The sequence below is a fragment of the Mesorhizobium sp. M7A.F.Ca.MR.245.00.0.0 genome, assembly GCF_003997415.1.
Lineage (GTDB): Bacteria > Pseudomonadota > Alphaproteobacteria > Rhizobiales > Rhizobiaceae > Mesorhizobium.
In genome coordinates, this window is sequence record NZ_RZTE01000028.1 from 36,542 (window position 1) to 57,583 (window position 21,042).

25 protein-coding genes are annotated in these 21,042 nt (G+C 63.4%); 21 read left to right on the plus strand and 4 right to left on the minus strand.

The annotated features are described in order from the left end of the window. Nucleotides 1–113 precede the first annotated feature (113 nt). The 7 genes from rplS to leuC all read left to right on the plus strand — a co-directional run bounded on the left by rplS (nt 114) and on the right by leuC (nt 5,984). Nucleotides 114–665 carry a 50S ribosomal protein L19 gene (rplS, locus tag EOB80_RS24035; protein WP_013528861.1) on the plus strand — a complete coding sequence of 184 codons (552 nt, stop codon included), beginning with the start codon at nt 114–116 and terminating at the stop codon, nt 663–665. Between the two features lie 156 nt (nt 666–821). After that, complete coding sequence (locus EOB80_RS24040; protein ID WP_127267363.1) at nt 822–1,235, plus strand: organic hydroperoxide resistance protein; 414 nt, start codon at nt 822–824, stop codon at nt 1,233–1,235. Then, entirely contained in the window at nt 1,232–1,741 is a 510-nt protein-coding gene (locus tag EOB80_RS24045) for a MarR family transcriptional regulator (protein ID WP_127330193.1), read from the plus strand. The genes EOB80_RS24040 and EOB80_RS24045 overlap by 4 nt, the downstream gene beginning before the upstream one ends. Nucleotides 1,742–1,918: 177 nt before the next feature. After that, nucleotides 1,919–2,716: a basic amino acid ABC transporter substrate-binding protein gene (locus EOB80_RS24050; protein WP_127330195.1), complete on the plus strand. Its 798-nt coding sequence runs from the start codon at nt 1,919–1,921 to the stop codon at nt 2,714–2,716. Nucleotides 2,717–2,782: 66 nt separating this feature from the next. Then, complete coding sequence (locus EOB80_RS24055) at nt 2,783–3,595, plus strand: amino acid ABC transporter permease (protein WP_127321316.1); 813 nt, start codon at nt 2,783–2,785, stop codon at nt 3,593–3,595. Between the two features lie 55 nt (nt 3,596–3,650). Beyond that, nucleotides 3,651–4,286, plus strand: a complete 636-nt coding sequence (locus EOB80_RS24060) for a class I SAM-dependent methyltransferase (RefSeq protein WP_127330197.1) — start codon at nt 3,651–3,653, stop codon at nt 4,284–4,286. A 288-nt stretch (nt 4,287–4,574) separates the two neighbouring features. Then, complete coding sequence (gene leuC / locus EOB80_RS24070) at nt 4,575–5,984, plus strand: 3-isopropylmalate dehydratase large subunit (protein ID WP_127267368.1); 1,410 nt, start codon at nt 4,575–4,577, stop codon at nt 5,982–5,984. 39 nt (nt 5,985–6,023) lie between these two features. On the opposite strand, the gene EOB80_RS24075 is transcribed toward leuC, so the two are convergent. Next, nucleotides 6,024–6,341, minus strand: coding sequence for a hypothetical protein (locus EOB80_RS24075; protein WP_127267369.1), 318 nt, complete (start codon nt 6,339–6,341; stop codon nt 6,024–6,026). A 160-nt stretch (nt 6,342–6,501) separates the two neighbouring features. Here EOB80_RS24075 and EOB80_RS24080 point away from each other — a divergent pair, with 160 nt between their 5' ends. Beyond that, nucleotides 6,502–7,698, plus strand: a complete 1,197-nt coding sequence (locus EOB80_RS24080) for a GGDEF domain-containing protein (RefSeq protein ID WP_127330199.1) — start codon at nt 6,502–6,504, stop codon at nt 7,696–7,698. A 75-nt stretch (nt 7,699–7,773) separates the two neighbouring features. Beyond that, nucleotides 7,774–8,982: a GGDEF domain-containing protein gene (locus tag EOB80_RS24085; RefSeq protein ID WP_127330201.1), complete on the plus strand. Its 1,209-nt coding sequence runs from the start codon at nt 7,774–7,776 to the stop codon at nt 8,980–8,982. Here EOB80_RS24085 and EOB80_RS24090 read toward each other — a convergent pair. Then, nucleotides 8,966–9,328, minus strand: a complete 363-nt coding sequence (locus EOB80_RS24090; RefSeq protein WP_127330203.1) for a hypothetical protein — start codon at nt 9,326–9,328, stop codon at nt 8,966–8,968. The two genes, EOB80_RS24085 and EOB80_RS24090, sit on opposite strands and share 17 nt — an antisense overlap. A 260-nt stretch (nt 9,329–9,588) precedes the next feature. Here EOB80_RS24090 and EOB80_RS24095 point away from each other — a divergent pair, with 260 nt between their 5' ends. The 6 genes from EOB80_RS24095 to EOB80_RS24120 all read left to right on the plus strand — a co-directional run bounded on the left by EOB80_RS24095 (nt 9,589) and on the right by EOB80_RS24120 (nt 14,438). Then, on the plus strand, nt 9,589–10,017 hold the full coding sequence (locus tag EOB80_RS24095; protein WP_127330205.1) for a hypothetical protein: 429 nt from the start codon (nt 9,589–9,591) through the stop codon (nt 10,015–10,017). A 260-nt stretch (nt 10,018–10,277) separates the two neighbouring features. Continuing rightward, nucleotides 10,278–10,697: a succinate dehydrogenase, cytochrome b556 subunit gene (gene sdhC / locus EOB80_RS24100; protein ID WP_032900823.1), complete on the plus strand. Its 420-nt coding sequence runs from the start codon at nt 10,278–10,280 to the stop codon at nt 10,695–10,697. Nucleotides 10,698–10,699: 2 nt separating this feature from the next. Then, nucleotides 10,700–11,095, plus strand: a complete 396-nt coding sequence (gene sdhD, locus EOB80_RS24105; RefSeq protein ID WP_127330207.1) for a succinate dehydrogenase, hydrophobic membrane anchor protein — start codon at nt 10,700–10,702, stop codon at nt 11,093–11,095. Between the two features lies 1 nt (nt 11,096). Then, a complete protein-coding gene (sdhA, locus tag EOB80_RS24110) occupies nt 11,097–12,932 on the plus strand; it encodes a succinate dehydrogenase flavoprotein subunit (RefSeq protein WP_127322425.1) in 1,836 nt (611 codons plus the stop codon). Nucleotides 12,933–12,941: 9 nt separating this feature from the next. After that, on the plus strand, nt 12,942–13,721 hold the full coding sequence (locus EOB80_RS24115) for a succinate dehydrogenase iron-sulfur subunit (RefSeq protein WP_013528877.1): 780 nt from the start codon (nt 12,942–12,944) through the stop codon (nt 13,719–13,721). Between the two features lie 87 nt (nt 13,722–13,808). Next, nucleotides 13,809–14,438, plus strand: a complete 630-nt coding sequence (locus tag EOB80_RS24120) for a DUF480 domain-containing protein (RefSeq protein ID WP_127330209.1) — start codon at nt 13,809–13,811, stop codon at nt 14,436–14,438. A gap of 51 nt (nt 14,439–14,489) precedes the next feature. Here EOB80_RS24120 and EOB80_RS24125 read toward each other — a convergent pair whose 3' ends face one another. Then, nucleotides 14,490–14,915: an OsmC family protein gene (locus EOB80_RS24125; protein WP_127322672.1), complete on the minus strand. Its 426-nt coding sequence runs from the start codon at nt 14,913–14,915 to the stop codon at nt 14,490–14,492. 228 nt (nt 14,916–15,143) lie between these two features. On the opposite strand from EOB80_RS24125, the gene EOB80_RS24130 reads away from it, so the two are divergent. The 3 genes from EOB80_RS24130 to EOB80_RS24140 all read left to right on the plus strand — a co-directional run bounded on the left by EOB80_RS24130 (nt 15,144) and on the right by EOB80_RS24140 (nt 16,394). Further along, complete coding sequence (locus EOB80_RS24130; protein WP_127322674.1) at nt 15,144–15,374, plus strand: hypothetical protein; 231 nt, start codon at nt 15,144–15,146, stop codon at nt 15,372–15,374. After that, nucleotides 15,371–15,727 carry a YciI family protein gene (locus EOB80_RS24135; RefSeq protein WP_127322673.1) on the plus strand — a complete coding sequence of 119 codons (357 nt, stop codon included), beginning with the start codon at nt 15,371–15,373 and terminating at the stop codon, nt 15,725–15,727. Before EOB80_RS24130 ends, EOB80_RS24135 begins: the two co-directional genes overlap by 4 nt. Before the next feature lie 139 nt (nt 15,728–15,866). Further along, the gene (locus EOB80_RS24140) at nt 15,867–16,394 is read left to right on the plus strand and encodes a hypothetical protein (protein ID WP_127330211.1); all 528 of its coding nucleotides are present in this window, start codon (nt 15,867–15,869) and stop codon (nt 16,392–16,394) included. A gap of 240 nt (nt 16,395–16,634) precedes the next feature. Here the strand turns inward: EOB80_RS24140 and EOB80_RS24145 are convergent, their stop codons facing one another. Beyond that, complete coding sequence (locus EOB80_RS24145; RefSeq protein WP_164761644.1) at nt 16,635–17,912, minus strand: ubiquinone biosynthesis hydroxylase; 1,278 nt, start codon at nt 17,910–17,912, stop codon at nt 16,635–16,637. Nucleotides 17,913–18,009: 97 nt separating this feature from the next. On the opposite strand from EOB80_RS24145, the gene tesB reads away from it, so the two are divergent. The 3 genes from tesB to EOB80_RS24160 all read left to right on the plus strand — a co-directional run bounded on the left by tesB (nt 18,010) and on the right by EOB80_RS24160 (nt 20,894). Beyond that, nucleotides 18,010–18,885, plus strand: coding sequence for an acyl-CoA thioesterase II (gene tesB, locus EOB80_RS24150; RefSeq protein ID WP_127319574.1), 876 nt, complete (start codon nt 18,010–18,012; stop codon nt 18,883–18,885). A gap of 217 nt (nt 18,886–19,102) precedes the next feature. Then, nucleotides 19,103–19,441: a P-II family nitrogen regulator gene (locus EOB80_RS24155; RefSeq protein ID WP_013892292.1), complete on the plus strand. Its 339-nt coding sequence runs from the start codon at nt 19,103–19,105 to the stop codon at nt 19,439–19,441. Between the two features lie 31 nt (nt 19,442–19,472). Further along, nucleotides 19,473–20,894 (plus strand): ammonium transporter, encoded by a 1,422-nt coding sequence (locus tag EOB80_RS24160; protein ID WP_127267327.1) that lies wholly within the window; start codon nt 19,473–19,475, stop codon nt 20,892–20,894. Nucleotides 20,895–21,042 lie beyond the last annotated feature (148 nt).

Consider the following 21,042-nt stretch of genomic DNA (forward strand, 5'->3'; position numbering starts at 1 on the left):
TGTTTCAAAGACAAATGTCTTGGAGACAAAAGGCATAGCCAAGCGGTCAATGGAACTGCAAGGCGAGTGTCGGACGCTCTGACTGTCGGAAGAACAAGAAGTGGACTTTTGAGATGGATATCCTCCGTCAGCTCGAGGCCGAACAGGCCGCCAAGATCGAGGCCAAGCGCAAGCTTCCCGAATTCCAGCCCGGCGACACCGTGCGCGTCCAGGTCCGCGTGACCGAAGGCACCCGCACCCGCGTCCAGGCCTATGAGGGCGTCGTCATCGCCCGCGCCGGCGCCGGCTTCCAGGAGAACTTCACGGTTCGCAAGATTTCCTACGGCGAAGGCGTCGAGCGCGTGTTCCCGGTCTACTCGCCGATGGTTGAAGGCGTCGAGATCGTTCGCCGCGGCAAGGTGCGTCGCGCCAAGCTCTATTATCTGCGCGATCGTCGCGGCAAATCGGCCCGTATTTCGGAAAACACCGGCGTGCGCGCCCGCAAGCTGAATGATGAGGAGCGCGATGCGCTGAACGCCGAGAAGGCCCGCATCGAGGCCGAGAAGGTGGCAGCAGCCGAGGCCCTGGCCGTCGAGAAGGCAGCCCAGGACGCCGCCGAGAAGAAGGCCGCCGCCGAGGCCGAAGCAGCAGCCAAGGCCGCCGCGGAAGCGACCCCCGCCGAATAAGGTTTTCGGACATCCCATTCAAAAAGGCGGCTTCGGCCGCCTTTTTTCGTTTCACCAGACTGTGAACGCTTTCAGCGCCAGACACAGGAGCCGGCTGTTGACGGCGCATTATCTTGTGCACTAAATAATCGTGCACAAGGTAATTGGAGATTTGATATGGCACTCTACACCACACAGGCTCACGTCACCGGCGGCCGCGCCGGTCATGGCGAGACCAGCGACGGTCTGCTCAAGGTCGATCTGGCAATGCCCAAGGAGCTCGGCGGGCCGGGGGGCGCCACCAATCCTGAGCAACTGTTCGCAATCGGCTATGCCGCCTGCTTCGAAAGCGCCATCCGCTTCGTCGCGCGCAAACAGAAGCTGTCGCTGACGGATGCCGGGGTAACCTCCACCGTCAGCCTGCTTCCCAATGGCGAAGGCTTTAAGCTCGGCGTCGCGCTCGCGGCGGAAACGAAAGGCCTTGATCAGGCGGCGGCGGAAGCGCTTGTATCGGAGGCGCACAAGATCTGCCCCTATTCCAACGCCATCAGGGGCAATGTCGACGTAGCGCTTTCGGTAAAGGCGGCATGACGGAAAAGACGACAAAGAGCACCAGCGACGTCCCGGCGGAGGCCACCGGGACGTTTCACGTTCCGCGGCTCGACCAGCAACTGTGCTTCGCGCTTTATTCGGCAAGCGGGCTGATGACGAAGCTCTACCGCCCGCTGCTCGATCCGCTCGGCCTGACCTATCCGCAATATCTGGCCATGTTGGCGCTTTGGGAACGGGCTCCAAGCACGGTTGGCGCGCTTGGCGAAGCGCTCGGGCTGGATTCGGCGACGCTGACGCCGCTGCTCAAGCGGCTGGAGGCGGGTGGCCTGGTCACACGCCGGCGCGACCCGGCCGACGAGCGCCGGGTTATGGTCGAGCCGACAGCGAAGGGCCAAGCGTTGCGTGAGCAGGCCAAAAGTGTGCCGGCGGCGATGCTTTGCAACCTGCCGCTGGATTCCGACGAGTTGAGATCCCTGCACAGCACCCTGACGCGGTTCGTCTCCGGCTTGCGCAAGGCAGATGCCGGCATCGCGAAGCGGAGTTGATCGCTGCCGCGACACCGTTCATTCCTGAATCCCGGAAATGAAGGCACTGGAATCCCTTTTCGCGCGCGCTGACGCAGCGGACCGTCTTGCATGACGCTTGCGGAAAGCTAAAGTCGGCGCCGTATTTTCCAGCAAGCCCGGCCATGTCCGGGTCCGTTAATTTCCGGGGAGTGTGTCATGACCAAATCGAAACTGCTGCTGGCAGGCCTGCTTGCCCTCGTCCTGACGCCCGTTGCCGCCTTCGCGCAGGCGCTGCCCGACCTCAGCGGCAAAAAGGTGGTGGTTGTGACCGAAAACGCCTATCCGCCGCTGCAGTTCATCGATGCCAAGACCGGCAAGCAGATCGGCTGGGAGTATGACGCGATGAACGAGATCGCCAAGCGGCTCAATTTCACGGTCGAGTACCAGAACACTTCCTGGGACGCGATGATCCAGGCGGTTTCCGACAACCAGTACAACATTGGCATGACCGGCATCACCATCAAGGACGACCGCAAGGAGAAGGTCGATTTCTCCGACCCCTATATGCGCTCGGAACAGTTCATGCTGGTGCGCGGCGATGAGAGCCGCTTCACTGACGCCAAGACCTTCGGCGACTTCAAGGACGGGCTGATCGGCGCGCAGGCCGGCACCACGCCCTTCTACACCGCCGTCTATAGCGTGCTCGACGGCAATGAGCAGAACCCGCGCATCAAACTGTTCGAAACCTTCGGCGCGACCGTGCAGGCACTGAAGTCCGGTGACGTCGATGTCGTTTTGACCGATGGCACCGCTGGCAAAGGCTATGTCGACGCCTCCGAGGGCAAACTGAAACTGATCGGTGGGCCGCTCGGCACCGAGGATTTCGGTTTCATTTTCCCCAAGGGTTCCGACCTGGTGAAGCCGGTCAACGCGGCAATCGCTGCGTTGAAGGCGGACGGGACGTTCGATGCGCTGAACAAGAAGTGGTTTCTTGACTACAAGATGGGGCAGTGATTTCCCGCTGACTTCGCGCTTGAACGCCCCCCTCTGCCCCCACGTCTGCTTGGCCGGCATCGCCTGATGGCAACGCCTTCCTCTTCGTCCAAAGCCGACTTCCCCTGGTGGCTTGTCGTTGCCGCAGCCCTCGCGATCGCGGTGGCCGTCTTCGTCGCCACCAGCAACCTCTATGCCCAGGTGTTCGCCACGGTCGCCAAGGGCATCGGCATCACCATCTTCGTCACCGTGATCGCCTTCGTGCTGGCTTCGGCCATGGGTCTTGGCATCGCGCTGATGGGAATGTCCGGCTCGCGCTGGCTGCGCCAGATCGCGCGCTTCTATGTCGAGATCGTCCGCGGCGTGCCGATCCTGGTGCTGTTGTTCTGGATCGCCTTTGCCGGCGCGCCGGCCTTCGTCGCGGCCTGGAACGCGCTGACCGCGCCGCTGCAAAGTGCCGGCCTGTTCGGCGAGCTTTTGGTGCGCGACGTGTCGCTGCTCTGGCGCGCCATCATGGCGCTGACCATCGGCTATTCGGCTTTCATCTCGGAGGTTTTCCGGGCCGGCATCCAGGCGGTGGAGAAGGGTCAGATCGAAGCGGCGAAGGCGCTTGGGCTGACACGCGCGCAGCGTTTCCGGCTGATCGTGTTCCCACAGGCAATCCGCACCATCCTGCCGCCGCTCGGCAATGATTTCGTCGCTTTGGTCAAGGATTCCTCGCTGGTCTCGGTGCTCGGCGTTGCCGACATCACGCAGATGGGCAAGGTCTACGCCGCCGGCTCCTTTCGCTTCTTCGAGACCTATTCGATAACGGCCTACATCTATCTCATCCTGACCGTCGGCCTGTCGCTGGCGCTCAGGGCGCTGGAGCGGCGGCTGCGCCGCCAGCACGAGGAATAGTTTTTCGGCCAAGGCAGCGCTACGATCTCCGAGCATTCCCCTTGAGGAGGTCCCCATGATCGTCGACAAAGCCAATGCGGCGCTGGATTCCGTCTATACGGCCGACACGCCGGAAGCGCTTGAGGAGGCCTATGCCGCGTGGGCTGCGACCTATGACAGCGAGACCGCCTCGCTCGGCTACCTCCTGCCTTTCCTGATCACCGCCTGGGTGGCGCGTCATGTGCCGGCGGGCGATGGCCCCTTGCTCGATGCCGGCTGCGGCACTGGCCTGTCGGGACCCTCGCTGAAGGCGCTCGGTTACCGCGACATTGCGGGGCTCGACCTCTCGCACGATATGCTGAAGATCGCCGGCAGCCGCAATGCCTACAGCGACCTGAAGCAGGCAATGCTGGGCGAAGCGCTGCCATGGCCTGACGGCCACTTCCGCGCCTTCTTCTCGACCGGCGTGTTCACCATCAGCCATGCGCCGGCGACAGGCCTGCACGAACTGGTGCGCATCACCCGCCAGGGCGGCCACGCCATCTTCACCGTGCGCGACCAGGTGTTCGAGAGCGGCGGCTTCCAAGCCGTGTTCGACGAGCTGGAGCTAGCTGGGAAATGGCGGCCGATCGAGGAAAGCCCGTGGTTCCGCTGCTATGCGATCGCCGAGCCTGACGCGCTGGTGAAGACGTTTGTGTTTGAAGTGTTGTGACTCCACTTACCTTCTCCCCTTGTGGGAGAAGGTAAAGGCGCTGAACGCCGCAATTGCCGAAAACCCAAAACATTGGTATGAGCCACGCCATGGAAGAGCTTTTTGGCGATCCGGCCTACAAGGGGTTCGTGCTGCAGGACAGGAAACGCCTGCCGTCGCGTTTTTCCGCGCGCGTGTCCGGGGCGCTGACCAGCCGACTACCCTAGGCCGACCTGTTCGGGTCCCTTTCGCCGGGCCTGAGGTCCGGTACCTGCTCTTTCCCATTCTCATATCGACGGATTTACGCACATGAGCGCACCGCGCACCCTCTACGACAAGATTTTCGACGACCATGTCGTCGACCGGCAGGACGACGGCACCTGCCTGCTCTACATCGACCGCCACCTGGTCCATGAAGTGACCAGCCCGCAGGCCTTCGAAGGCCTGCGCATGACCGGCCGTAAAGTCCGGCATCCGGAAAAGACGCTGGCCGTGGTCGATCACAATGTCTCGACCTCGCCCGAGCGCAAGTTCGGCATCAAGAACGAGGAAAGCCGCATCCAGGTCGAGGCGCTGGCCAAGAACGCCAGGGATTTCGGAGTCGAATATTATTCCGAGAACGATATCCGCCAGGGTATCGTCCACATCATCGGACCCGAGCAGGGCTTTACTCTGCCCGGCATGACCATTGTCTGCGGCGACAGCCACACCTCGACGCATGGCGCTTTCGGCGCGCTGGCGCATGGCATCGGCACGTCCGAGGTCGAGCATGTGCTGGCGACGCAGACGCTGATCCAGCGCAAGGCCAAGAACATGCTGGTGCGTGTCGACGGCCAGTTGCCGGAGGGCGTCACCGCCAAGGACATCATCCTGGCCATCATCGGCGAGATCGGCACCGCCGGCGGCACCGGCTATGTCATCGAATATGCCGGCGAAGCGATCCGTGCGCTGTCGATGGAAGGCCGCATGACGATCTGCAACATGTCGATCGAAGGCGGCGCGCGCGCCGGCCTGATCGCCGCCGACGAGACGACCTTCGCCTATGTCAAGGACAAGCCGCGCGCGCCGAAGGGCGCGTCCTGGGATGCGGCACTCGAATATTGGAAGACGCTGCAGTCCGACGAAGGCGCGCATTTCGACAAGGTGATCGTGCTCGACGCGGCCAAGCTGCCGCCGATCGTCTCCTGGGGCTCCTCGCCCGAGGATGTCGTGTCGGTGCAGGGCATCGTGCCGAACCCGGACGACATCGCCGATGAAAACAAGCGCACCTCCAAGCAGCGCGCGCTCGACTATATGGGTCTGACGCCGGGCACCAAGATCACCGACATCACGCTCGACCGCGTCTTCATCGGTTCGTGCACCAACGGCCGCATCGAGGATCTGCGCGCCGTCGCCAAGGTGGTCGAAGGCAAGACGGTCAGCCCGCATGTCGATGCGATGATCGTGCCCGGCTCCGGCCTGGTCAAGGAACAGGCGGAAGCCGAAGGCCTCGACAAGATCTTCGTCGCCGCAGGTTTCGACTGGCGCGAGCCGGGCTGTTCGATGTGCCTGGCCATGAACGACGACCGGCTGAAGCCGCATGAACGCTGCGCCTCGACCTCGAACCGCAATTTCGAGGGCCGGCAAGGCTTCAAGGGCCGCACCCATCTCGTGTCGCCAGCGATGGCGGCCGCGGCGGCGATCGCCGGCCACTTCGTCGACATCCGCGAGTGGAAGTAACCCGGATTTGAACAGAACCCGAGCCGCGCCCGGCTCGGGTCAGCTCTTTCCGTCGCGGCGGACGAGCTCGTGGAACTCCTCGCGGCGTCCCGGCTGTTCGGCCGCGACCACAAGCGCAAGCTGTTGTTCCTCGAAGAGCTTGAACCATTCGTCCCATTCGACGAGTTCATAGCCTCCCGCATTGAGCGGCCGTTCAGGCTGGTCCTGATCCTGATAGGCGTGCTGGCCGAAGACCAGCCTCAACATGGGCTGCGTCCCCGCTTCGGGCGATATGTCGACGATTGCGGGAAAGCCGGCGCGCCCGGCAGCCCATGAGCGGATCGCATCGTGGTCGGTCAGTGTGATTGTGTCGGCCATGGGTCGCTCCAGATTGTGAACGGAGGAACGCTGACTGGGGACTGCGGTTCCCTGACATTATTTTGAGACGGCGGTCCTGCTTACCGCTTTCGCTTAACCGCTTGTTTGGGCTTGCCCTCTAAGCTCTTCCCTGACGTAAGCCAGGGGAAGTCACAGTCGGTTGGACACGGGTCTGCTCATTGCGCTGCTCAACCCGACGATCGCGCTGGCGCTCGGCGCGGCGTTCCTTGTGCTATGGTCCTATCAGCGCCACCGCCCCTATCTGGCCGTTTTGGCGATCAGCTACAGTCTCTCGGCGGCTGGCTTCCTGCTGCAGTATTTCACCTTGCCCATCGGGATGCCGCTGACCAAGCTTACGTCGAACATCTGCTTCACCATCGCCGCGTGCTGCCTGGCCAGCGCTGTTATCCACCGCTATGGCCGCAAGGTGCCCTATGTGGGGATCGCCGTGCTGGCCGGCGGCGGCCTGGCGTCGTTGTGCTGGTTCCTGTTCGTCGCGCCGGATCTCACCTGGCGCATCCTGGCGATGAATTTCGCATTCGGCGGCATCAGCCTTCTGGTTGCTGCCGAACTGCGCCCGGTGCGCAACAACGGCCCGACCGAAAAAATCCTGTTCGTGCTGTCGCTGCTGTCGGGCGTCAATTTCTTCGTGCGCACCCTTGCCGTCGTCATCGCGCATGGGCCCTTCGCCAGCTATGACGGGTTCTATGGCTCGTCCTACTGGACGACGGCGCTGCTGTCGCACGCGCTGCTCTCGCTGCTCATCGCGCTGTGCCTGTTTTCCGCCGCGGCACTCGACGTGTTGAAGGCATTGAAGACCGAGACCTATACCGACCCCCTGTCGGGCCTGCTCAACCGGCGCGGCTTCGAGGAGCGAGGCATGCGGCTCTTGCAGCACTGCGCCTCGGCCCGGTTCCCGGTCGCGCTGGTGCTGGCTGACCTCGATCACTTCAAGGCGCTCAACGATGTGCATGGACATGGCGCGGGCGATCGGGTGATCGCCGACTTCGCCGCCAAGCTTCGGTCGGCGGCCGGCGCGCGCGGTGTTGCCGGGCGTATCGGCGGCGAGGAATTCGCGGTGCTGCTGCCACTCAGCGATCTTGCCGCGGCCCGGCTGTTCGCCGAGGCGGTGCGCACCGTCTATTCGGCCGGCCATGTCGACGGACTTCCCCAGGGAACGAGGGTGACGGCAAGCTTCGGCGTGGCGGCCCGCAGCGGTGGCGAGCCGCTGGAGCCGCTGATGCGCCGTGCCGACGATGCGCTCTACAAAGCCAAGAAGAACGGCCGCGACAGTGTACGCCTGTCCTATGAGCGGCCGGAAACGGCGTTCCTGCCGGAGCCGCTCAAGACCGGCTGAATCTGCCCGGACGGGACGGCGTTAACGTCTTCTTCGCCCGTCGATGATTAGCTGTCGGCGCGGGTGCGGGAGAACATGAGCGGCGCCAACTTCATCCTGTTGATCAATCTGTCGGTTGCCGGCCTGCTGGCGGCATCCTTCATGGCGGTCGCCTTCCACGATGTCGGCCGCGCGCCGGCGCGCTGGCTGGCATTTGGCTATCTGCTGGGCATGGCCTATTCGGCCATCGAATTCTCCATTCCCGCTTTCTCCGACGCGCGGCTCCCGGTCGTGGCCGCCTTCGCGGTTTTCCTTGCCGCCACCATTGCGGTCAATGGCGGGCTTGCCCGCAAATACGGCGTGGCACTGCCCTGGAAGCCGATGCTGTTGTTCCTGTTGACCACCACCATAGCTGTGTATTTCGTGCAGGATCTGCCCCGCCAGTCGCTGATCCGCATCATGGCTTACCAGCTTCCCTATGCGGTCATGCAGTTTGTCGGGCTGGCCATTGTCTGGTCATCGAGGCAAAAGCTTGCCCGTCTCGATCGCATGTTGATGGCCGTGCTGGCGGCGAGCGGTCTGCAGTTTGCCTCCAAACCGTTCATCGCGCATGCGCTTGGCGGCTGGGGCGCCAATCCGCAGGCCTATCTGCAAAGCAACTACGCGCTGGTGTCGCAATCGCTCGGCACTGTCTTTGCGCTGGCGCTGGCGCTGCTGATGCTGGCCATCCTGGTTCGCGACGTGCTCGCCGAAGTGACGTCGAAATCGGAAACGGACACGCTGTCGCGCCTGCTCAACCGCGGCGGCTTCACCCGGCATGCCGAGCTGGCGGTGCTTGGCGCGATGCGGCAAGGCGTGCCGGTCGCGCTGGTCATCGCCGATCTCGATCATTTCAAGAGCGTCAACGACAGTTTCGGCCATGCGTCAGGCGACCGGGTGATCGAGACTTTTGCAGGCTTCCTGCGCGAAGCTGCAGCCGCGCATCACGTTGCGGGCCGGATTGGCGGCGAGGAGTTCGCCATCATCCTGCCGGGAACCAACCTTGCCGCGGCGCGGCTGTTCGCCGAGGGCACGCGCAGCGCCTTTGGCGGGCTGCCCATCGACGGGCTGCCGGCGGACAACCGCTGCACCGCGAGCTTCGGCGTCGCCGAACTTCATCCAAGCGAAGACTTTGCCGATCTGATGCGGCGCGCCGACCAGGCGCTCTATCAGGCGAAGAATGCCGGGCGCGATTGCGTGCGCGTCTCCGCCGGACCGGCTGGCAACTGGTTGTCAGCCGGTATCGAGGCTAGCGGCAGGGGCTGAGTTCGGGCATCTCGCCGTCGGAGAGACCGTACATATAGGAGCGGCCCTTCACCAGCACAGGCGGCCGGTAGCAATCGCTGTATCCGCTGATTTCGTCGGCTTCGTTCTCGTAGATCACCTTGGGCTGGCCGGCGCTGGTGTAGTCGGATAGCTGCTTGGCCAGCTTGCCCTCGCCGACGATGATGCGCTTGTAGCCGGCGGCGCTGTCGACAACGAGATTGCCGAAGGAATCCGCGTAGACGCGATCCTGATGCCGGGCGCCTGCGAGCGCGGGCGCTGCAAGGCCAACGACCGAGGCCGCTACGATGAGCACCGCAAGGCGCGATCTGCCTGAATTCGAACGCATGGCGTCCTCCGTGTCCTGAGGGAAAGCCTCGAATCAGAAATTAACGTTTTCTTAACCTTTGTTAAGAGGCCGGCGCGTTTGGCGGCGATGTCTCGGTAAACATGGTTAATATCCGTTAATATCCGACTTGATGGAAAACCCGGTGGTCATCATTCGGCCATGCTTGGCCGCACCATCGCGGCTGGTGTCCGTCTCGGCGTCGGGATGACCTTGATCTTGGCAAAGCATCGCGGCTGGTTTGCCGCGCGGGAGGACAGCATATGGCGCTACGCCGGCCGATTTGGGCGTCCGTTTTCCCGTTGCTCGGGGTCGTCGCTGGCTGTGTGCCACAGGACAGCGCGCCGAAGGCGGCCAATACCGTCGTCGTCTCACCTGCGCCGGCTCAGCAGTCCGTCGCAGCCGCGGCGCCTCCGGCAGCTGCAGCCAAGATCATCACCGACCTTACTGCGCCGCGATCCGGCATAGGCACGGCCACTTACAGATGCGGCAACAACGGTATGATCTCCATCCAAAATCTAGGCACGTCGTTGCGTGTGGTCGGGTCCGATGGCGCGACCGAGGAGTTTGCGGCGTCGCCCGCCAACCAGAGCAGCCGCTACCAGGCGGCCACGCATGACGCAATCGTGATCGACGGACGCGAGGCGCTGGTGATGAAGAAGGGGTCGACGCCGCAGACCTGCAAACGCTAGGGCTAATCTCAACACCGCTGGGCCCTTGGGCCAGACATGTTGCACTGCAGCGATATCGAGCCGGCTTCGGGCCTCCCGGCCTAATCGATTGAAGCCTAAGCCCGCCTTTTAGTCAGACTAAATTACGTTTTCGAAACGGTTTTCTGGCTTTGACGCGGTGCAAAAAGAGCATTAGAAACCGGCTGTCCGAAGTCGCAACCGGAAGCGGCAATGCCGCATTTCCACCTGAGGCTCCAGAGAGACGCCGAACTGGGGGAGCCATGAGCAAATCACCAGCCACCCGCGAATTTGCCAGACGTGAACGGCCGATTTCGCCGCACCTCACCGTGTACCGGCCGCCGATCACCATGACGATGTCGATCATTCACCGCATCACCGGTGGCGCGCTGTATTTCGGCACGCTGCTGGTCGCCCTGTGGCTGATGGCGGCGGCCAGCTCGCAGGCGACTTTCGATTGGGCCAATTGGGCCTTCGGCACCTGGCTCGGCCGGCTCATCCTGTTCGGCTACACCTGGGCGCTGATGCACCATATGCTGGGTGGCGTGCGCCATCTGGTCTGGGACACCGGCGCCGGCCTCGAGAAGCATACCGCCTCGAAAATCGCCTGGGCGACGCTGGCCGGTTCGATCCTGCTCACGCTGCTGATCTGGATCGCCGGCTATATGGCGCGGGGAGCCTGACCATGAGCGGCAAAAACACCGACATGCGCACGCCGCTGGCGAAGGTTCGCGGCCTCGGCTCCGCTCGCGAGGGCACCGGGCATTTCTGGCGCCAGCGCCTGACCGCGATCGCCAATATCCCGCTGATCCTGTTCTTCGTCGGCTTCCTGATTGCGCTCAACGGCGCCGACTACGCACATGTGCGGGCAGCTCTTGCCAACCCGTTCGTGGCGCTGGTGATGGCCCTGGTGCTTATTTCCGGGCTTACCCATATGCGGCTCGGCATGCAGGTGATCATCGAGGATTACGTGCATGGCGAAGGCATGAAGCTGGCGCTGATCGCGCTCAATACATTTTTCACCATAGCGGTCGGCGTCGCCTCGATCTTCGCCCTGCTCAAGCTGGCATTCGGAGGCTGAGTTGGCCAAGGACGCGAAACAAGCCAACACGGCAGGCTATACCTTTGTTGACCACAAGTTCGACGTGGTGGTCGTTGGCGCCGGCGGCGCCGGCCTGCGCGCCACGCTCGGCATGGCCGAACAGGGCCTGCGCACCGCCTGCATCAGCAAGGTGTTTCCGACCCGCTCGCACACGGTGGCGGCGCAAGGCGGCATTGCCGCCTCGCTGTCCAACATGGGTCCCGATTCCTGGCAGTGGCACATGTACGACACCGTCAAGGGCTCGGACTGGCTGGGCGATGTCGACGCCATGGAATATCTGGTGCGCGAAGCGCCGGCCGCGGTCTACGAGCTCGAACATTACGGCGTGCCGTTTTCGCGCACCGAAGAGGGCAAGATCTACCAGCGGCCGTTCGGCGGCCACATGATGAACTATGGCGAAGGCCCGCCGGTGCAGCGCACCTGTGCCGCCGCCGACCGCACCGGCCATGCCATCCTGCACACGCTTTACGGCCAGTCGCTGAAGAACAACGCGCAGTTCTTCATCGAGTATTTCGCGCTCGACCTGATCATGGAGCCGGACGGCACCTGCACCGGCGTTCTCGCCTGGAATCTGGATGACGGCACCATCCACCGCTTCTCGGCCAAGATGGTGGTGCTGGCGACCGGCGGCTATGGCCGCACCTATTTCTCGGCCACCTCGGCGCACACCTGCACCGGCGACGGCGGCGGCATGGCCGCGCGTGCCGGCTTTCCGCTGCAGGACATGGAGTTCGTGCAATTCCACCCGACCGGCATCTATGGCGCCGGCTGCCTGATCACCGAGGGTGCGCGCGGCGAGGGCGGCTATCTCGTCAATTCCGAGGGCGAGCGCTTCATGGAGCGCTATGCGCCGTCCGCCAAGGACCTTGCCTCGCGCGACGTCGTCTCGCGCTGCATGACGCTGGAAATCCGTGAAGGTCGCGGCGTCGGCAAGAACAAGGACCACATCTTCCTGCATCTCGACCATCTCGATCCCGCCGTCCTGCATGAGCGGCTGCCGGGCATTTCGGAATCGGCCAAGATCTTTGCCGGTGTCGACCTGACCAAGGAGCCGATTCCGGTGCTGCCCACGGTCCACTACAATATGGGCGGCGTGCCGACCAATTACTGGGGCGAGGTGCTCAATCCGACGGCGCTCAATCCAGACCAGGTGTCGCCCGGATTGATGGCTGTCGGCGAAGCCGGCTGCGCCTCCGTGCATGGTGCCAATCGGCTCGGTTCGAATTCGCTGATCGATCTTGTGGTGTTCGGCCGCGCGGCCGCGATCCGCGCCGGCCAGGTCATCGACCGCAAGTCGGCGATCCCTTCGCCCAACGAAGCCTCGGTCGAAAAGATCATGGACCGCTTCGACCGGCTGCGCCACGCCAATGGCTCGACGCCGACGGCCAGCTTGCGTGAAAAGATGCAGAAGGCGATGCAGGAAGACGCGGCCGTATTCCGCACGCAGGAGTCCCTCGAAAGCGGCTGCAAGCGCGTTTCGCAGATCTGGGGCGAGTTGAAGGACATCAAAGTGTCCGACCGCTCGATGATCTGGAACTCCGATCTGGTCGAGACGCTGGAGCTGGAAAACCTGATGGCCAATGCCATCACCACGGTCTACAGCGCCGAGGCGCGCAAGGAGAGCCGCGGCGCACACGCACGCGAGGACTTTTCGGCGCGCGACGACGCTGTCTGGCGCAAGCACACGCTGGCTAGGCTGAGCGAAGACGGCAAGGTGACGCTCTCCTACCGGCCGGTGCACACCGAGCCACAGCTGGCTGAAAAGGACGGCGGCATCAGCCTCGCCAAGATCGCGCCCAAGGCCCGGGTGTATTGAGGATCGAACATGGTTGAACTCACGCTCCCCAAGAATTCGCAGATCAAGCCGGGGAAGACCTGGCCAAAGCCGGAGGGCGCCACCAATCTGCGGGAATACCGCATCTATCGCTGGTCGCCGGACGATGACGAGAACCCGCGCATCGACACCTATTTCGTCGACATGGACGATTGCGGGCCGATGGTGCTCGACGCGCTGCTGTGGATCAAGAACAAGATCGACCCGACGCTGACCTTGCGGCGTTCCTGCCGCGAAGGCATTTGCGGCTCCTGCGCCATGAACATCGACGGTTCCAACACGCTCGCCTGCACCAAGGGCTGCGACGACATTTCCGGCGCGGTAAAAGTCTACCCGCTGCCGCATATGCAGGTGGTCAAGGATCTTGTGCCCGACCTCACCAATTTCTATGCCCAGCATGCCTCGATCCAGCCTTGGCTGAAGACGGTGTCGCCGGAGCCGGCCAAGGAGTGGCTGCAGAGCCACGAGGACCGCGAGAAACTCGACGGGCTCTACGAATGCATATTGTGCGCCTGCTGCTCGACCTCGTGCCCGAGCTACTGGTGGAACGGCGACCGCTATCTCGGCCCGGCAACGCTTCTGCAGGCCTATCGCTGGCTGATCGATAGCCGCGACGAGGCCACCGGTGAGCGGCTCGACAACCTCGAAGACCCGTTCCGGCTCTATCGCTGCCACACCATCATGAACTGCGCGCAGACCTGCCCGAAAGGCCTCAACCCGGCCAAGGCGATCGCCGAGATCAAGAAGATGATGGTGGAGAGACGGGTCTAGGCGGAGCGGATTTGCTGCAAACCTCGGATGTAGCGATCCGTAGCGGCCCCCCTCTGTCCTGCCGGCCTCAGAAAGGATTTTAGTCCAATGAGCGACGATCTTCCCATCCTCTCTCCCAGCGAAGCCCGGATCCTCGGCTGCCTGATCGAGAAGAAAGAGCTGACGCCGGATGTCTATCCGCTGACGCTCAACGCAGCACTGGCCGCCGCCAACCAGAAGACGGCGCGCGAGCCGGTGATGGCACTGGAGCAGACCGAGGTGCACCGGGGGCTGAAGCTGCTTGAACAAAAGGGGCTGGTGCGGCAGATGTTCGGCTCGCGCGTCGAGCGCTACGAGCACCAGATGGCGCAGCGCTTCTCGCTGACCACGCCGCAGACTGCTTTGATCGGCCTGCTGTTGCTGCGCGGGCCGCAGACGGCCCATGAACTGCTGGCGCGCGGCGAGCGCATGGCGCGGTTCTCGTCGATCGAAGATCTGCGCGCCGAACTCGACATGCTGATCGGACGTCGGCCGCCACTCATCCAGGAAATCCCGCGCGGACCAGGCCAGCGCGAGGACCGCTACGTTCATCTCCTCAGCGGCCCGGTGGACGTTGCCGCCCTTTCGGTGCAGCGAAGTGCATCGGCCTTGCCTGCTTCCGACCTGGAGGCGCGGTTGGAGGCATTGGAGCAGGAAGTCGCCGCACTGCGCGCTCGCCTGGACGCGCTGGGAGCATAGGCCGGCGCGCGCCCGGGCGTTCGCGCCGGGTCTTACACGGATGCAGCGCTTTCAGCCGAGCCGGGCATCAAGCGATACGTTTATGGCGCCGAGCGCCTTCGAGACCGGGCATCCGGCCTTGGCCTTCTCGGCCAGCTCCGTGAATTTCGCCGCATCGATGCCCGGGACCTTGCCGACCACGGTGAGGGCGCTGCCGGTGATCCCGGTGCCTGGAACCAGCGTCACCACGGCCTTGGCGTCGAGTTCGGTGGCAGGCGTGCCGTTCTCGGCCAGGAAATGCGAGAACTGCATGGCAAAGCAGCCTGCGTGCGCCGCGGCGATCAGTTCTTCCGGATTGGTGCCGGATTTGCCGCTCTCGTCCTCGAAGCGCGCCTTGAACGAATAGGGCGTGCCCTTCAGGGTTCCGCTCTGGGTGTCGAGCGTGCCCGTGCCCTCTTTCAGATTGCCTTTCCAGACGGCGTTTGCGGTGCGGTCCATGAATTCCTCCTTGGTTGTCGTGGTTGGGGTTCGTTGTCGAGGCCGAGCCGGCGTCCGGTCAACTATAGCGCGCGCGGACGCGAAGGCCACTGCGCTCTTTGAACCACCGCACAGTGCCGGCACCGGTGGCCAGATTTTTCCGAAAAATGCCGGTGCAGAAATGTCGACTTTGATCTGCTTCGCCCGTCCTGCGGATGGCCACGGATTTGTGGCCGGATGGAGGTTCACATGGACAATATGTTTTTGGCATCGTGGAAAGGTGCAGGCTGCGGAGGCGGGCGACGAGAAGAAGACTTCTGGCTGCGTCCGCCGGCGTCCGGCTTTGGCCGGCTTCTGGCGGCGGTTGCCATCATCGGCATCGCGGCATGCCTTCTCGATCATGCGGCGGCGGTCAGTGGCAACACCGATGCCCTCGTCGGCGCATCCTATGGTTCACAGCGGCAAGGGGGCTGGAAATGAAATATGTCTGCCTGGTTTATGGTGAGGAAAAGGATCTTCACGCGCTGACCCCGGCAAGGTCGGCCAAGCTCGACGCCGATTCGCTGGCCTACGACCGGGCGCTGGAGGAGAGCGGCCTGCTGATCGTCGCGCAGGCGCTGCAATCGGTGAAAACAGCCAAAACCGTGCGGCGGCGTCAGGGCAAGCGGCTGGTCATCGACGGGCCGTTCGCCGAGACCAAGGAGCAATTGCTTGGTTTCGTTATGATCGAGGCCGGAGATCTCGAAGCGGCGCTGGACATTGCCGCTGGTATTCCACTGGCCGAACTCGGCACGATCGAGGTCCGGGCCATCTACGACATACCGGGGTCATAGAGCCCTGCCAGCGTTGTGGCTGCTTCGAAAACCAGAGCGTCGGGCTGAGCGTTCGGGCTTCGGTTCCGTGCGCAACTTTTGCGTGTTGAAGCAAGGCGAGAGTTCTCCTATCGTCGCCGGGGTTCTTGGGGATTTCGACATGCCTTTCCTGATTGCTATCCTTGGCGTGTTAGGCGCGGCGGCGTTCTGGTGGTACCGGATGAAGGCCATGAACGAGGCCGCGCGTGACGTTGCCGATGTCATTGGCCGGGTTCAGGGCTCGGTACGCCGCAAGAAGCTGCGCAAGCAGGCGGCGCTGTCGCCGCTGACGGCGATCGATGATCCAGTCGTAGCGGCGGCTACGCTGATCACATCAATCGTCTCCGAGGATGGGCCCATCCTGCCGCAGCGCGAGGCCGTCATCCGCGCGGTGATTTCAGAGATCGCCGACAAGAAGAAGACCGACGAGGCGGTGATCTATGCCAAATGGGCGGCGGCGCAAGTCGACGACGCCACCGTTGTCATCGACAAGCTGGCGCCGTTTCTACGCGAACGTCTCGATGTCGCCGAGCGAAACGATCTGCTGCAGATGGTCAACCGCGCCGCCCAGGGCGGCGAGAAACGCATCGAAATATCCGACCAGAGGATATTGCGGCTGCGGCAAAAGCTGGGTTTCGAGGTCAACTGAGCGCATACCTTGGGCGATTGGCGGAAACGCCATCGCTTTCGTCATCCTGGGGCGGAGCAAGGAGCGAAGCGACGCGGCGCAGACCCCGGGATCCATGCCGCGACTCAAATGCGTCACCACGGTGCAGAATTCTGCTCCATTGCATTCTTCGGCCAAGGTCGCGGCATGGATCCTTGGGTCTTCGCTCCGCTTCGCGTCGCTACGCCCAAGGATGACGACGTTGGGGATGCTGTCAGCGGGTCAGATCGCCTCGCCCTTCAATAGTCGCGGCGTGCTGGCGGACAGTCCCGACGCCTGCCGGATAAAAAAATCCTTCAGGCGCGGCATGCGTTCGACGAGACCGAGGCCGATGTCGCGGACGGTGCGCAGCGGGCCGATATCGTTGGAAAACAGCCGGTTCAGCGCGTCCGTGGTGACACCCATCTGCACCGTGTCGAAGCGGCGCCACTGCTGGTAGCGCCCGAGCACGTCGAGCGCGCCGATGTCCCGGCCGAGCCGGTCGGCCTCGACGATCACCTCGGCAAGGGCCGCGACATCCTTGAAGCCGAGATTGAGGCCCTGGCCGGCGATCGGGTGGATGCCGTGGGCGGCATCGCCGGCGAGCGCGATGCGGGGTGCGACGAAGGCGCGCGCAATGGTCAGGCCGAGCGGCCAGGCGCGCGGCTTGTCGGCAACGCGGATCTCGCCAAGCTTCAGGCCAAAACGCTGCTCGAGTTCGTGTTCGAAGAGGAGATCGTCACCGGCCACCAGCTTCTCGGCGTCGGGCGTACGCTCGACCCAGACGATCGACGAGCGGTTGGTGCCGTCCTCGCCGGGCTTGAGCGGCAATGTGGCGAAGGGGCCGGCCGGCAGGAAATGCTCTTCGGCGCGACCATTATGCGGGCGTTCATGCGCCACGGTGCAGACGATGCCCGACTGGCCATATTCCCACTTCACCGTCTTGATGCCGGCCATGTCGCGCAGCTTCGAGTTGACGCCGTCGGCGGCGACCAGCAACCGGGCCTTCAGGGTCGCGCCGTCGGCGAGGTGAACGGTGATGCCGGCGCCGTTGGTCTCGAACCCCTGCACGGCGACGCCTTCGATGATGTCGATGCCGACCTTTTCGGCGCTGGCCCGCAAGGCGCCGTTCAGCACCCTGTTGGCGACCATATGCGCAAAGGGCTCGCCCGGCGCCACTTCGCCGTCGAAGGTCAGAAAGACCGGACGCACCGGATCGGCGGTGCGCGAATCGGTGATGATCATCTCGGTGATCGCCTGCGCCTGGGGCACGATCTCGGCCCACACGCCGAGCTGGTCGAGCATGCGGCAGGCGGCGGCGGCGATGGCCGAGGCGCGGCCATCCCTTTGCCAGGCGCCAGCAGGTGCGGCATCGACGAGAGCGATGGCGAGACCCGGTCGCGCCTGCTTCAGCGACACGGCGGCGGCCAGGCCGACATAGCCGGCGCCGGCGACCAGGACATCGAGCCCAGATACTGTTTTCGCGTTTGCCCCGGTTTGCGTGTCCGCCTTGCGTTCCATCATCTTCGCTCCTGCGCGCCGCCGGGTCCTGCACCCTTGACTGCCTGTCCGTCCTGTCGGAAACCGCCATAACACTTCTGCGGCGAGGGCGCGAAATATGACGGCAGCCATGGACGAGCTTCTCGGCATTCTCGACCTCGAGAAGCTGGAACACAATCTGTATCGTGGTCGCAGCCCCTTGCTCGACTGGCAGCGCGTGTTCGGCGGCCAGACCATCGCCCAGGCGCTGGTGGCGGCGCAGCGGACAGTGGATCCCGATCGGCACGTGCATTCACTGCACGGCTATTTCATGCGGCCCGGCGACACCAAGGTGCCGATCGTCTACGAGGTCGACCGTATTCGCGACGGCGGCTCCTTCACCACGCGGCGCGTGGTGGCAGTCCAGCACGGCCAGGCGATCTTTTCGCTCGAAGCCTCGTTCCAGCAGGACGAGGTCGGTCTCGAGCACCAGGTGCCGATGCCGCAGGACGTTCCGGGGCCGGACACATTGCTGTCGCAACGCGAATTGCTGGGCAAATTCGCCGACGCGGTGCCCGATGGCATCAAACGCTACTGGGAGCGCGACCGGCCGATCGAAATGAAGCCGGTGATGCTCAAGCATTACACCAGCCGCGAAAAACTGGAGCCAAAGCAGAATATCTGGATCCGCACCACCGGTCCGGTGCCGGCGGACCGCGCCATCCAGGCGGCGGTGCTCGCCTATCTTTCCGACATGACGCTGCTCGACACATCGACCTTCGCGCATGGCCGCGCCATTTTCGACCGCGATATCCAGGCGGCGAGCCTCGACCACGCCATGTGGTTCCATCGCAGTCATGCGCTCGACGACTGGATGCTCTACACGCAGGACAGCCCGTCGACACAGGGGTCACGCGGCTTTACACGCGGGTCGCTGTTTGCCCGCGACGGCACGCTGATCGCCTCGGTCGCGCAGGAAGGGCTGATCCGGCTGAAGCGATCGCCTGCAGAGTAGGCATTTTTCAAAAATTGCCCAATTTTTAATCAGATGCATCGCCGCAGCTATCAACAGGTTGCGTCGGAACGCTCCTCAATCTCTTTGTTTACAATGGGTTAACACACTGCTTCGGCACTTGGCACGGAGCTTGAATCCTCGTGGGCACTCTCCGGCTTTTTAGGATCGGTGAAGGTGTGCAAACGCGGGGGACCGCAACAGCGAAGGGTGAAACCTTATGAAAATCGTGATGGCAATCATCAAGCCGTTCAAGCTCGACGAGGTACGCGAAGCGCTTACCGCCGTCGGCATCCAGGGCCTGACCGTCACCGAAGTCAAAGGCTACGGGCGTCAGAAAGGGCATACGGAGATCTATCGCGGGGCGGAATACGCGGTCAGCTTCCTGCCGAAGATCAAGATCGAAGTCGCCGTCAGTTCCGACATGGTGGACAAGGCTGTCGAAGCCATCACCGCCGCCGCCAAGACCGGGCAGATCGGCGACGGCAAGATCTTCGTTTTCGGCATCGATCAGGCGGTGCGCATCCGCACCGGCGAAACAGACACCGACGCGCTCTGAGCGGCGATCACGTATTCCAATGGAGAGTTCAATGAATATTCCTTCCACCTTGAAGTCAGCGGCGCGCTCCGCGCTGCTCGGCTCGTTCGCGCTCGGAGCATTGGGCACGGTCGCCGCATTCGCGCAGGAAGCGGCTCCCGCCGCGGCCGCAGCAGCGCCAGCTTTCACCGTCGACAAGGGCGACACCACGTGGATGATGGTTTCCACCGTTCTGGTGCTGTTGATGACGGTTCCAGGTCTTGCGCTTTTCTACGGCGGCCTGGTTCGCAGCAAGAACATGCTGTCAGTGCTGATGCAGGTCTTCACCATCACCAGCGTGGTCATGATCATCTGGGTTTTCTACGGCTACAGCCTCGCCTTCACCCCGGGCAACGCCTTCGTCGGCGGCCTTTCCAAGATGTTTCTCTCCGGCGTCGATGTGACGACCCTGTCGGAAACCTTTACCAAGGGTGTCGCCATTCCTGAACTGGTGTTCGTCGTCTTCCAGATGACCTTCGCCTGCATCACGCCGGCTCTGATCGTCGGCGCCTTCGCCGAACGCGTCAAATTCTCCGCTTTGATCCTTTTCGTCATCCTGTGGGTCACTTTCATCTACTTCCCGATCGCTCATATGGTCTGGTTCTGGGGCGGCCCGAGCGCTTATAGCGATCCGACGGGCCTCATCTTCAGCTTCGGCGCCATCGACTTCGCCGGCGGCACGGTCGTTCACATCAATGCGGGCATTGCCGGCCTCGTCGGCGCGCTCATGATCGGCAAGCGCAGCGGCTACAAGAAGGATCTCATGGCGCCGCACTCGATGACGCTGACCATGGTCGGTGCTTCGCTGCTGTGGGTCGGCTGGTTTGGCTTCAACGCCGGTTCGAATCTTGAAGCGAACGCCTATGCGGTGCTGGCCATGATCAATACCTTCGTCGCCACGGCGGCGGCGGCGGTCACCTGGATCGTGCTTGAATCGCTGCTGCGCGGCAAAGCCTCCATGCTTGGTGCCGTTTCGGGTGCGGTGACCGGCCTCGTCGCCGTCACGCCCGCTGCCGGCTTTGCCGGCCCGATGGGCGCCATCGTGCTCGGCATCGTCGCCACCTTCGTCTGCTACTTCTTCGTCTCGGTGGTGAAGAACACGTTCGACTACGACGACAGCCTTGATGTCTTCGGCGTCCACTGCATCGGCGGCATCATCGGCGCGCTCGGCACAGGCATCCTGGTCAATCCTGCCCTCGGTGGCGCCGGCATTGTCGACTATTCGACGGCCGACTTTGCTGCCGGCTATGCCGGCACGGCCACCCAGCTCCTGGCGCAAGCCAAGGGTGTCCTGGTGACCCTGCTGTGGTCGGGTATCGGCAGCGCCATCCTCTACAAGATCGTCGACCTGATCATCGGCCTGCGTCCGACAGCCGACGCAGAGCGCGAAGGCCTCGACCTCACCTCGCATGGCGAAGCGGCCTATCACTCGTAAGCCCTGTGCGAGGCGGCCTCGGCCGCCCCGCAATTCCTATCCCGTCGTGATGCTCCCGAAAGGAGTTCACGCATTGAGGCCCGGATCGCATCCGGGCCTCTTTTTTTGGCAAGTCATTCCGGCAATGCCCGTCTTGGCGCAATCACGT